This is a genomic window from Scopulibacillus cellulosilyticus (genome assembly GCF_042665295.1).
GTDB classification, from domain to species: domain Bacteria; phylum Bacillota; class Bacilli; order Bacillales; family Sporolactobacillaceae; genus Scopulibacillus_A; species Scopulibacillus_A cellulosilyticus.
In genome coordinates this window covers 153,596-165,443 of sequence record NZ_JBHTCO010000019.1, presented here as the reverse complement: position 1 = coordinate 165,443, position 11,848 = coordinate 153,596, and the positions used below count along the sequence as shown (strand labels likewise).

Sequence of the window (11,848 nt, the reverse complement as noted above, 5' to 3'; positions counted from 1 at the left end):
CCGCAGGTGTGTTCACTAATTATACAGAAAGTATAGTGGTAAATTTCTTGTCATTTACTGGTACATTCTTTGTCACTCGGTGGTAAAAACTATGTCGTTGGTGGTACATTTCAGTGGCCGTAATCAAGAATTTCAGAAGACCCTATATAAGTTTGCCTACTGGGAAAATAACATGGTAAGTGATTGACATAGCCGCCTCCCTATTAAGAATTGAGCCCCAAAAAAAGAGCGCGCAATTTATGCGTGCTTCGTATAAAATGTTTGATGAATTGATCTTATCTATTTATTTTTTTATAAGTCCAGTATGAATAAACTAAGGGAAATGCAACCATTAATACGAGACATATTATCAAGATGATTGAAGGTAAAATTCCAGGTAAAAATCCCCCAAGACATATACAGATCCCAAAAATAATGAGTAATATGGCCCCAAACCTATTTGTTTTATTCCATACTTCTTCATTGCTTAAAGTCCAGGGTGTTCTGATCCCGATAAAAAAATTCTGTTTTAAAGAAAAAGAATAGTTACCTAAGAAAATAAATAAAACACCTACAATGAAAAATATAATTTCAGGGGAAGACGTACTATGATGAAAGCCTGTATACACTACCATTACATTAATAATTATAAAAAATGCATTAGTTACTAACTGAATTCTGTTTTGGTTTTTCAACGAGGTTTTATTGTTTTTTAATTTAGGATCAATTAATGGAATAATGACAAATAAAATATTTATTACAATCATTAGGCCAAGAAACACAAGCATTACTTGCATTTTTGATGCATAATGATTTATATTTCCATTGATATCCCAATGGGCGGGTAAAGTTGACGGTAACTTTGGATAAGAAAATATCCAAATTACTAGTGAAATAATGAATGAAAAAGCCGAAAATATTATTTGTTTTTTCATCATGAATCCTCCTCGCTTTTTTTTAAATTAAGAATCCAGTTTACTGCCTCTTCAAAAATGGTTGTATTTAATGAATAGTAAACATATTTCCCCGTTTTTACGGCAGTAACTAAATCAGCATTTTTTAATATGGATAGATGTTGTGAAATATTAGGTTTGCTCACTTGGAAATGTTCTGCTATTTCTCCAGAAGTTAAGTCTTTAACTTTTAGAAGATCAAGTATTTGTCTTCGTGTTGGATCTGCTAATGCTTTGAATAAAGCGTTAAGCACATTTTTTTACCTCCATCTGTCAAATTAACATTTAATTAATTAATTAAATGTTTAAATAAACAATACCTTAAAATGTTTCTTTTGTCAATCAAAAGAAGGGCCCAAAATGGCCCCTTCTTTTAAATTGGTTAATTTTGATTAACATTAACAATTAATTGCTTTACTGCTTTTTGCTTATCCAGTGTAGATGCATTGTCAGGATATTGAATATATGCAACAACTGCAGGGAATACTATGGCAGCTGCAGACACAACTGCTACTACCTCTACATATACCCATGCTGCGCAATTAGGATGAGCTGCATTGGTTTTTTTCGACATACTTTGTAAATCAGAACCATAATTCTCTTTTAGATAGTCTACGATATATTGTCCGCCTTCATTAATTAGGTCATAAGTTTGTTTATAATCTTTCTTGTAAACAGCTGATTCTAGTTTGTTATAATAATCTGGATGTTCTTTTTTAATTTGATCTGATATCTTGTCAGCTTCTTTTTGTAAGTCATCTTTATTGACTTTTGTTTGATTGGTAGGCCTAAGTGTATCTGGTACCATTTTAGAAACGGGACCAATCTTGAAGAATAAGCCTTTGAATATCTCCTCCCCGCTATACTTACTTTGAGTCTCAGCGTGTGCATTTGTGATGCCTGACATAACAGTCAGCAGAAGTAGTAGTGTACCACAAAGCACCAAAAATCCTTTCTTAAGTCTTGCTGTCATCATTTTGCCTCCTCATAATTTGGATTTGATTTATGTAAAAATCTCACTTGGAGATTTTTAAACCAATGATTGGTCAAGCGATTTAGCTTTTTAAACTTATATGGTTTTTCTAGAGGTTTGAGATATAAGATTAATATAGATAGCATATTTATTGAGAACGATACCAATCCCAACATAACTGCAAATAACTCATGCATAAAGACACCAATTGTTAATATAATTGACCAATATCTTTTAGGAGCAAATAGAGCTAAAACTAATAGTGTTTGTACAGCTAGGGTTAGATAGGTTGGTATGACTACTAATGAGCTATCAAGAACAAAATCAAATAATTTATGCAATAATTTTGGAAGACCAAGCATATTATCATTTAAATAGTAGTAGACAGCAGATCCATTAACCCAGTCCTCTTCAAACAGTTTTTGAATAACGGAGTCTAGATACAGAATTGCAATTTGAACTCTAATCATCCAAATAATTACTAATGGTATGCACCTGAAATATTCTTCTCTTTTTCTTCTTTTAGTTACTTTTGACCAATGCCATTTACGAGGATCTGTTAATGCTATTGGCAGTAACAATAGTGTAAATACTGCAGCAATTTGCTCGCCACCATCTAAGGTCAGAGCCGAATTTTGCATGCTGTAAGCTATCCACCAATGGAAAATGCATGTTATTTGCGGTCTCCAACCAATGATCACCAAACCCAACAAGATAAGACAAATTATTTTTATTATGACAAGAGATACATAGGAGTAATTGAAGATTGAGAAAATACTAAACGATGTTAAGAATCCATTACTTTGAGCGACTTTTTGAAAAGGAAAAAAGTATGTTATTTTATTGAGTAATAATGTTAAGAACATTGATAACGCTAAAAGGCTTCTGCTAAGACCATAGACATTTGTCCAAGGATTATAGTTATTTATGTACTTATATAATCTGATTGAGAGATTATTCATCTATATCACATCCACTCCAATATATCGTACAATTTTTTTCTTCTTCATAACTTCGCTCCACGCCCAAGGAGTTATTTTTTCATAAGCTATTATCATTTTTCCGTGTAAATTATCATTCCAAGAGGGATTTTTAATTTTGAAATAATGAATATTATTTTTTATTTTACCTGTATTCCAATCGCCTTTATCGGGTAAACGTGCGAGTATGGCTCCTAATTCTATTCCTTCCTCACGGCCCTTTCTATTTAGGCCAAATAAATGTTTTAAAGAATTGTTTGGCCATTCTGACTCAGGTTTCATGCTATTTGGATTGTAAATATTAAGGACTTCATCCTCTGGATTTTTACTAAAAAATCCCCATCCTTGGGTATAAAGACGATGTATATTTCCTTTTAATGGCCCTGTTGGACTGACGACTGCACTTGGTAGCGCAACCATAATACTACTGAATAACAAGATAAAACTACAAATACTAACTATTGATAGAAATAAGAGAATCTTCCTAGGGATAAGACAATGGGACTAACCTCCTTCTTTGCCAATTAGTTTACGATACCTTGTAAAATTTTGTCTACTGTTAAGATAATATAAAATTCGATATATTATAACAAATATAGAAGAAATCCGGCATATAAATTTCTGAATTAATATCAAAAAATGTCTTATTTGGTCGACTTCAAGCGAAAATTTTCTTATAATATTTTACAAATAAGTATCGATCCCCCATATAATAAAATCTTGGGTTGCCAATTTTTTAAAAAAAAGGTTAACAAACTATTTATTTTTTGTTAATATTTACTATAAATCAAAAATTGCTTCCGCTTTACGTAATAAATGTAAATGACGCTTTTAAAAAATCCAATCTAAAAAGGTGTTGTACTTTATGAAGTCACTAAAAATCATCGTGTTTTACGATAATTGGTGTCCTATGTGTATTGGGATAAAAGGTAAGATCGAAAAATTAGACTGGTTTCATTTAGTTGACATGGTAGGATTTAGAGACAAAAAGATAGATAGAGAGCTAAATATTCCGGTTGAAGACCTAGAGAATCGCATGCATGCCATTATTTTAAGAAATGGGTCCATAGTTTCTGGAATTAATGCTTTTATATCGATATCTTGGCGAATTCCACTATCAATACCTTTTTGGCCATTGTTAAAGGTTTTAAAATGTATTGGTCTAGGGCAAATAATTTATGACTATATTGCTAAGAGTCGTTCAGTTGTTCCAGTTGGAAAATGCAACGAAGGATCATGTAACTTAAAGAACTAAATTATATTTTGATTTTATTTTTGAAATGGAGGGATATATTGGTTAGTCAACTGTCAATGACTTTTATGGTTCTGACATTGTTAATATCATTAGCGATTCCTATTGTATTTTTTATTTATTTTTTTAAGAAGTATCGTATTTCTTGGAAACCCCTATTAGTTGGTATTTTAATTTTTATTGTCTTCTCACAGGTGCTCGAAAAAACTTTACATATGTACATTTTAAAAATAAACCATAATACAGCAGAATTGCTTAAAAACCCATATTTATATGCGTTATATGGTGGCCTAACTGCAGGTATATTTGAAGAGATCGGTCGCTTTGTAGGATTCCATTATTTATTAAAAAAGTACCGAGAATGGAAAGATGGTATTTCATATGGGATAGGTCATGGAGGGATTGAGGCTATACTGGTAGGTGTTTTTTCAAGTGTTCAAACGATATTTATTTCTAATCTTATTAATTCAGGAAGTTTTAATCAACTTCTCAATGTGCAGGGCGCAGCTAAAACCTCATTATTAACATTAAAAGAACAACTGATTGATACTTCATCATACCTTTATTTAATGGGCGGTTTTGAGCGTATTTTTAGCTTTTTAATACAACTAGGCCTCTCTATACTTGTCCTTTACACAATTCGTAAACGAAGAACTTTGTTCTTAATATATGCTATTTTAATTCATGCTTTTATTGATTTTATTGCGGCACTTTCTAATGCATTAAAGTTTAACGCCATTATACCAGAAATGTTTTTCTTTGTTATGGCTGTTTTTTCCATTATCTTTATTAGAAAGTCAAAAGAATTATTTGCAAGAATAGAAACTTCTGAAGATAATTTAGAGGAACTTAGATAGAATTGTTGAGAAGAGTCTTTATGTATAAAATGTTTCCGTACATTTTTACTTTTATCATATTTATGTTATTATGGACATATAATAATAAAGACGAGATGCGGTTACATCTCGTCTACGCAACGCTTGCCGCAAGGTGGTCGGTTGCTCTAAAAATATTACTTCTTAGAAAACCTCCCGGTCTTGGCGGACTTTTTGCGGGTGGTTTTCTTTTTAGCCTTTTTAGTGGATATCATGTTGAAGATGTAAGCGATAGTCGAGCTGACTATCGCCTTAACTGTAGCCACTAATAAGTCTTTAAGTATACCCATTACGATCACCTCCCTTCTCTATGGATTAGAGAAGGAAGAGCAATCTCCCACCCTGCTAGTTGCGTAAGATAATTATAACATAAAATTTTAGAAGCTGTCTTAATGCGTTTTCATCACAGAAAAAAATGGAACGTTTTTTGTTTATCCAAAATAAGTTAACTAAAAGACCTAACCTAAATAACGGTTAGGTCTTTTAGTTAACTTAAAGAAGAGAGTTCTATATGTTTATGACTGAGATTGAATCTTATGCTAATAAGTGAAAAAATTTCAGGTTTATAATAAATTACGAGAGGTCGTGTTAAGAATGGAACAAATGGATTTAAATTCTTTAACAATAGGTGATTCTGTTTTATTAGAAGATGGTGAATATACATTTAATCAATACATCTTTATTGTAAAGGATAGTATCATTAAACATATCTATTCTTCAGTCATTGACAGCAATCAGTTATCTTTAGAAATTGAACCAGCTTTTATTTAAAAAGTGGTATAATTTTCTTGCAAGATAAGGGGGAGTGAATACATAAATGGGTGATAAGACAAAGATATTTATAAGTTCGGCCTATGAGGATAGTTTAAAAGACATGAGGCTAAAACTTTATAATGATTTAAATAACCTCGGCCATGAAGCAATGATATTCGAGGAAAACTTTGGTCCTTGGGGAAAAGATAATATCAAGCATTGTTTAGAAAAGGTTGAGGAAAGTGATATTTTTATATTAATAATAGGGCAAAAAGTTGGTAGTAAAGACCCCAAAACAGGTCTTTCTATTACCCATTTAGAATATAAAAGGGCATTACATACGGGTAAACCAATATTGGTTTTTGCTGAAACTGCAGTCAAAAAAATATTTTTTGATAATGGCATGTTAAAGCAATTGTCTGAGAAAATAACATCTAATGAAGAAGTGCGTGGTTTGCCAGTTGATGATAAATTTGTTATTGAAAGTGCCGAACAAATTCATAAAGAAATAGGATCTATCATATATCAAGGTTCAGGATTCGAATATGATCCATATACATGGTTTTTCTTATGGGATGTTGCAAAAGATAATCAAGTTTATGAAATATCTACGGGGATAGATAAAATAAATGAGATAAAAAATTATTTAAGCCATTTTTTAAAGAAGTCAGTAGCCTATTTATCAGACGAAGAACTTTTTAATAGTTCGGTATACACGGCAAATGAATATATTGAAACGCAAAACTTTATTTTTGAAACGCTTGATTTAATGAAAAATGGTAAAATACAAGACTGGTATACTTTTCTCGCTAGTCTACAAGATAAGCTGAAGGAAGGCGTAATTCTTAAAGATGCCGGAACCTATGCACAAGAAACGATTTGTAAATTTAGTAATTGTAAAGCAATTACCTTATATAAATATGATGAGCAAGAAGACGTTATGGTCCTTGTTGAAGGTACCGGGATTTATGATAAAAAAAGAACAAAATTTAATTTAGATGATAATAACTCATATGTTGCTCAAACGTATAATTGTTCAGGCAATGATTATACTTATTTCTATAATGAAGATAAACAAACTCTGTATTTTACTTACAAAATAAGTCAAGCATTTGTATTATGCTGCCATTATAAGTTAAGTGAAAAATTAAGTGAAGATATCGTTAATGGCTTTGAAGATGAAATTTTAGATGGTATAATGAATTCACAAGGTGGGAATTTACACGTATTTACAAGCCGTTTATTGGGAGGGATTTATTAATGAGCATAAGAATTCGAAAACGTTTTAGCGATGGAACTGTTTTTGTTGCTTCCGTCCCAAAGGTAAAAGCTGATAAATTAGTCACTGATCGTATGAATAGGCTTAAAGAAGCGAATAATCGATTAATTAATAAAATCAATAAAATTAATTATTCCAATTATAAAGATAAATAATTTTCAAAGCAGTTTCCAAGGAAACTGCTTTTTATTAGTTTGAGACAAAAGTTCTTATATAGAGCGTTTAATATATCTTCAATATCCTCTATAAGGGAATAATTTGCTATAATTGGATAAGAGATACTCACTTTAAATTTGGAGAGGAGCGATATCTATGAATCACATTATAAATTTGATTCGTGAAAAATCGCTGTTTCTATCTTATCCTTTTAGATGCTTTAAATTTATGATACAAAATGATATTAAAGAATTTAGTATAAATATGCCGCACATTCTTTTAAAACTAACTTTAGGTTAGGTTAATTTATGGGAAAAATTAAAGTAGATCCTGACCGACTTGAAGAACTTGCTAATAGGGCAGGTAATGCAGAAGAATTGTGCGGTGCTGCATTATTAGAGCTAAAATGGCATTTTACATCTCTTATAGCTGAAGCATCTGATTTAGAAGGAAGTTATGCAAGCTCACTTTATCAACAATTGATTAATCACATTGATCATTACAAGGAACTTTTATGCCAATCTCAAGATTTCCTAATGAGAACAGTAGCAGAATTTCGTCAAGCTGATGAAACTACACTTGATCATATATGGAATATTGCAGCAGAAATTCTTCCTATTCATGATATGGAACGAACACAAGTTGATTACGACCCTGTAACTGGAGAAAAAATAGGATTAGGTGACAGTCTTTTAGCTAGTACAATGGTAGTTCTTCCTGGAATAAAGGGCATTAAATTTTTAGCAAAGAGTAAAAAAGTAGCAAAACTTGTTAATGGGATTAGAAATGTATTGCATCCTAATCTTATTAAAAAGACTTTTTACAATACTTATCAACGAATAAAACATCAGTCTCTCAGTCTTATAAACAAGGGTGTTAAAAAAATTGGCAATATACGATTGCCACAGGTTTTACAGCCATCCTATGCTGGGATAGGAAAAATAGATACGACTGTGAAAGATTTATTCGCTAAAGAGGCTATTATAAAGGCTGCAAGTAAAGAAGGCGGAGGAAGAGCCGCTGCTGGTAGCGCAAGTCATGGTGTTGATAGACCAAGACCCTCATGGAGACAATCAGAAATTGATGTTGGTAAGGAGAATCCGGAATATAATGCTCAAAAGTCTTTTAAAGATGGGAAAGAAGTTCCTTACGGTGAAAAAGGTAGCTCTAGGCCAGACTTCTATCGGACAGGGCATAGCATCGAAGTTAAAAATTATAAAATAACAACTTCAAGCGATCGAAGCAGATTAGCGAATAATGTCTCAAAGCAGGTTGAAAAAAGGCTAACTGATTTGCCGAATGATACCAAACAGTCTGTTATAATCGATATTAGAGGTCAAAATGTATCAGATGAGATATTAGATAAGCTTTATGAAAAGATTATGGAAAAGACAAAGGGAAGAGTAAATATACGATTTAAAACAAATGAATGAAGGTGAGAAAATGGCCGTAGGATTTAAAGTGAAATACTATTGGTACCAAATAGGTCATGGCGACTTTTTACATTCGTTTTTCTCTACAGTAAGCTATCATTTAGAGCCAAAGGGTTGGGGAACTGAATATCCGTATTTATTAAACGACCTATATAAGGGGAAGCTTGAAAATAAAAACATTACAAATGCTATAAAAGAGTTGGATGAGATTAAAGATAAATTAAAGAACTATAGTCCTTCTCAAGTGGTATGGGATATTGACAATCTATCTAAGAACCCACCTTGGGGAGATAATATTAGTAATGATATTACGAATTTATCCAATTACTTTGTAACAAGTGAAGGCGAAGATTTGATTAGCTTGTTGAGAACGGCATTAGAGAAAGGACTAAAAACTAATTCTGATGTATACATTGAAAGCTTATAAATATATTTTTAGTGTGGAATACCGGTTCCTTTGAGAGGATTCGGTTTTAAAAATGTATTTTTCAATTTTCAAGAAATGGGGTAGGGGAATGGAGGAAAAGGGAAGTATTCCTATAACTTACGAGGATTTTTGTGATAAAGTAAGCAAATTTACTGGGCATGATTTCCAAGATTTTTGTAATAGATATCAATCCATTTTTTATAGGAAATTTAGGGCAACAAAAGCTAGGGGTCGCTTAGGAGATTATGCGTGTGACGGGATAATAATACCGAATGAAAGATTATTAGCTTGTTATGGTTTCTATAATGACACAAAGGAAATTGGAAAAGCAATTGCTAAAAAAATGAAAGATGATTTTGTGAATATGTTGGAAGAACACCCAAATATAGAATGCATGATATTTATGACAAAAACATCTGGAATGGAAAAGACTGTTATTAAAAAAATTGAGGAGCTAGAGAGTAAAGAATTTCAGTTAAATAATATCAAAAGATTTAAAAACTTTAAATCTGATCCTGATAGATTTATTGTAAAAAAGATTGAATATGTTGACTGTCAAGTTATGTTTAACAGATTACGTGACATCAAAAAGGGGGAGATGTAGGAGTATTTATTGAACGAAAAAATATGTTTTGTGCCTCCGATACAGTTTCCAGATAAACAATTAGATGAACCAGCTTTTATTGCTGAATGGTTGCGTTGTGCGGTTAAGCGTTATGATAATTATGAAGCATGGGCTCCTATGAAATTTGAAGAAATAAAGAAATTAAGACAATGTGCTGAAGCTAAACTTGAAAGAGATAAAAGAAAATATCAGAGTTTAGGATACACTGTAAAGGATTATAAGGATATCCCTTATGTTCCATATAAAATTATAGGCATTCCTGTTCAGGAAAGTGATATACAAACTTTTTTTTCACCCTTTTTTGAAATACCAACAGGATTAATAGACGATTCACAAGAATTTTACTTTGAATTAACACCTTACGATTTATTAGAAATTATTAAGTCTATTGAATTGAAATTTAAACTTATGCCAGTGAAAATTGACACATTATTTGTTGATTTATTTTTAGAGGGATATTTTAGGTTAAGATCCTCTTATGGAAATTATATTTGGTATACAAAGGGGCAGCAATTTGGAGAATTACTATTAAATAAATTTCTTTGATAAATATAAAAAATAACTCAGACAGATAGAATGTGGTCTGAGTGAAAACAAAATAATTACATAAAATTTTACTTTACGCAATTATTATCGATTCTTGAAAAAGGGAGGCTTCTTCTAAATTTATCGCTGAACCTGACCGTCACTCTGTTACCGTGGATGGTCATAACTAATAAAAAATAGTGTTAAAAGGAATCTATTATTATTGTTTCACATGATAATGATTTTTGTATTAAATATTTGTAATGATATTTATACTTTTACAAATAATGGCCTTATTAAACAATCTAAAAGCGTTGAAAACTATTTAGTGTAACTAAAAACATCGATTTAGAGAGGGTATACTAATTGTCTAGAAAAGTAAAAAAGATGTTAATTTATTATTGTGTGGTACTTATATTGTTCGTTAGTGGATGCTCAAACTCCAGCAGTGTTAATTCCAATCAGAAGAATAAGGAAGAAACGCATACTCAATCTAAAATCCAAAAACATTCAAATGGGGCAGTTGCTTCATTTAAGAAAATTACCGTTAAAGGCCTTGATCCTTCACTTGATGCATATGAAATGATGTATTGGAGTGAAGGGCTAAAAGTTGCCGCTTATGTTAGTGTTCCAAAAGAAGAAGGATCATATAATTTGTCTGTAAATGCCCATGGAGGTAGCCCATTACCCGATGATAATAGTAAGCATGTTAAATCCCCTCAAGGACTTATGATGGATAAATCTCTATTAAAGCAGTCTTTTCCCGGTGAGGTTACTCTAGTTCCTTTATATAGAGGGTATGGAGATAGTATGGGGACAATACCAGGATTATACGATGCTACTCTTGATACAAACAATGCTATTGATGCCGTAAAAAATTATTTGAATAAAAATGGTAGTAAAAGAAAAATTATTGCGGACCATACCAGCCTAATGGGTACATCATTCGGTGGAGGGGTTGTTCTAAAACTAGCGTCTATTAGGTCAGATATCGTTAGTATAGTAGCCATTAGCCCATATGTTGGGGTTGATTATGTTTACCCATGGTCAAAGAAACATCAAAACAATGATTGGGCAAAAGAGTATTTGAAAAGATTTAACAGTAATTTTGGCACTTTTAATCCTTCTTCTAAAGTCACCAGAAAAGAATCTATCAATGTCAAAAAGATTAATAATGAACCAGTCCTAATGGTACAGGGTACAGCAGATAACTATATCAATTGGCATCCAGTACAAGAATTTTATAAAGATTTAAAGCAACAAGACCCAAATGTCACCTTTAAACTTATAGAGGGTGGAAATCATGGATTGGATAATAAGCGAGAACAGCTGATTCAAATTATTAATAATTGGTAAAAAAATAAAAAGGAATTTATTAAAATACTACCTTTTATATCAAAATAAAATTTTTAAAGCAGTTCCAATTCCGTCCCTAATTCTTGAAACTAGTTATATCTTGGCTTTAAGAATATGGCCTTATGGGCCGAAAGCCTAAGAATCGTTGCCATATCCCAAAGGCGACAGGCCGCTAAAATTTAGCGCTGTCGCCTTTGGGATAATCTTTTTTCAAGATGATTGTTACTTCCCGTTCGTAAAGGTATGTTTTTACGCACACTTTTTATAAAAATTTTTAAAAAT

Annotated in this window: 16 protein-coding genes; 10 read left to right on the top strand and 6 right to left on the bottom strand. The window is 31.7% G+C overall.

What is annotated here, in order from left to right; all coding sequences use genetic code 11:
* Nucleotides 1-275 precede the first annotated feature (275 nt).
* The 5 genes from ACFQRG_RS15115 to ACFQRG_RS15095 all read right to left on the bottom strand — a co-directional run bounded on the left by ACFQRG_RS15115 (nucleotide 276) and on the right by ACFQRG_RS15095 (nucleotide 3,305).
* A complete protein-coding gene (locus ACFQRG_RS15115) occupies nucleotides 276-917 on the bottom strand; it encodes an SdpI family protein (protein WP_380967464.1) in 642 nt (213 codons plus the stop codon).
* Nucleotides 914-1,186: an autorepressor SdpR family transcription factor gene (locus tag ACFQRG_RS15110; protein ID WP_380967463.1), complete on the bottom strand. Its 273-nt coding sequence runs from the start codon at nucleotides 1,184-1,186 to the stop codon at nucleotides 914-916. Before ACFQRG_RS15110 ends, ACFQRG_RS15115 begins: the two co-directional genes overlap by 4 nt.
* Before the next feature lie 128 nt (nucleotides 1,187-1,314).
* Nucleotides 1,315-1,908: a sporulation delaying protein family toxin gene (locus ACFQRG_RS15105; protein ID WP_380967461.1), complete on the bottom strand. Its 594-nt coding sequence runs from the start codon at nucleotides 1,906-1,908 to the stop codon at nucleotides 1,315-1,317.
* Complete coding sequence (locus tag ACFQRG_RS15100) at nucleotides 1,905-2,867, bottom strand: sporulation-delaying protein SdpB family protein (RefSeq protein WP_380967459.1); 963 nt, start codon at nucleotides 2,865-2,867, stop codon at nucleotides 1,905-1,907. Before ACFQRG_RS15100 ends, ACFQRG_RS15105 begins: the two co-directional genes overlap by 4 nt.
* Nucleotides 2,868-3,305, bottom strand: coding sequence for an SdpA family antimicrobial peptide system protein (locus ACFQRG_RS15095; RefSeq protein WP_380967457.1), 438 nt, complete (start codon nucleotides 3,303-3,305; stop codon nucleotides 2,868-2,870).
* A 445-nt stretch (nucleotides 3,306-3,750) separates the two neighbouring features.
* Here ACFQRG_RS15095 and ACFQRG_RS15090 point away from each other — a divergent pair, with 445 nt between their 5' ends.
* Together ACFQRG_RS15090 and ACFQRG_RS15085 are read left to right on the top strand one after the other, a co-directional pair.
* Nucleotides 3,751-4,140 carry a thiol-disulfide oxidoreductase DCC family protein gene (locus tag ACFQRG_RS15090; protein ID WP_380967455.1) on the top strand — a complete coding sequence of 130 codons (390 nt, stop codon included), beginning with the start codon at nucleotides 3,751-3,753 and terminating at the stop codon, nucleotides 4,138-4,140.
* A gap of 38 nt (nucleotides 4,141-4,178) precedes the next feature.
* A complete protein-coding gene (locus ACFQRG_RS15085; RefSeq protein WP_380967453.1) occupies nucleotides 4,179-4,994 on the top strand; it encodes a YhfC family intramembrane metalloprotease in 816 nt (271 codons plus the stop codon).
* Between the two features lie 155 nt (nucleotides 4,995-5,149).
* Here the strand turns inward: ACFQRG_RS15085 and ACFQRG_RS15080 are convergent, their stop codons facing one another.
* On the bottom strand, nucleotides 5,150-5,302 hold the full coding sequence (locus ACFQRG_RS15080) for a hypothetical protein (RefSeq protein WP_380967452.1): 153 nt from the start codon (nucleotides 5,300-5,302) through the stop codon (nucleotides 5,150-5,152).
* 304 nt (nucleotides 5,303-5,606) lie between these two features.
* Here ACFQRG_RS15080 and ACFQRG_RS15075 point away from each other — a divergent pair, with 304 nt between their 5' ends.
* The 8 genes from ACFQRG_RS15075 to ACFQRG_RS15040 all read left to right on the top strand — a co-directional run bounded on the left by ACFQRG_RS15075 (nucleotide 5,607) and on the right by ACFQRG_RS15040 (nucleotide 11,566).
* Complete coding sequence (locus ACFQRG_RS15075; protein ID WP_380967450.1) at nucleotides 5,607-5,783, top strand: hypothetical protein; 177 nt, start codon at nucleotides 5,607-5,609, stop codon at nucleotides 5,781-5,783.
* A gap of 46 nt (nucleotides 5,784-5,829) precedes the next feature.
* Nucleotides 5,830-7,026 (top strand): DUF4062 domain-containing protein, encoded by a 1,197-nt coding sequence (locus ACFQRG_RS15070; RefSeq protein WP_380967448.1) that lies wholly within the window; start codon nucleotides 5,830-5,832, stop codon nucleotides 7,024-7,026.
* The gene (locus tag ACFQRG_RS15065; RefSeq protein WP_380967446.1) at nucleotides 7,026-7,199 is read left to right on the top strand and encodes a hypothetical protein; all 174 of its coding nucleotides are present in this window, start codon (nucleotides 7,026-7,028) and stop codon (nucleotides 7,197-7,199) included. The genes ACFQRG_RS15070 and ACFQRG_RS15065 overlap by 1 nt, the downstream gene beginning before the upstream one ends.
* A 309-nt stretch (nucleotides 7,200-7,508) precedes the next feature.
* On the top strand, nucleotides 7,509-8,633 hold the full coding sequence (locus ACFQRG_RS15060; RefSeq protein WP_380967444.1) for a pre-toxin TG domain-containing protein: 1,125 nt from the start codon (nucleotides 7,509-7,511) through the stop codon (nucleotides 8,631-8,633).
* Nucleotides 8,634-8,643: 10 nt separating this feature from the next.
* Complete coding sequence (locus ACFQRG_RS15055; RefSeq protein WP_380967442.1) at nucleotides 8,644-9,060, top strand: immunity 70 family protein; 417 nt, start codon at nucleotides 8,644-8,646, stop codon at nucleotides 9,058-9,060.
* An 88-nt stretch (nucleotides 9,061-9,148) separates the two neighbouring features.
* Entirely contained in the window at nucleotides 9,149-9,664 is a 516-nt protein-coding gene (locus ACFQRG_RS15050; protein ID WP_380967440.1) for a hypothetical protein, read from the top strand.
* A gap of 9 nt (nucleotides 9,665-9,673) precedes the next feature.
* On the top strand, nucleotides 9,674-10,231 hold the full coding sequence (locus ACFQRG_RS15045; RefSeq protein WP_380967437.1) for a hypothetical protein: 558 nt from the start codon (nucleotides 9,674-9,676) through the stop codon (nucleotides 10,229-10,231).
* Between the two features lie 345 nt (nucleotides 10,232-10,576).
* Complete coding sequence (locus ACFQRG_RS15040; RefSeq protein ID WP_380967435.1) at nucleotides 10,577-11,566, top strand: alpha/beta hydrolase family protein; 990 nt, start codon at nucleotides 10,577-10,579, stop codon at nucleotides 11,564-11,566.
* Nucleotides 11,567-11,848 lie beyond the last annotated feature (282 nt).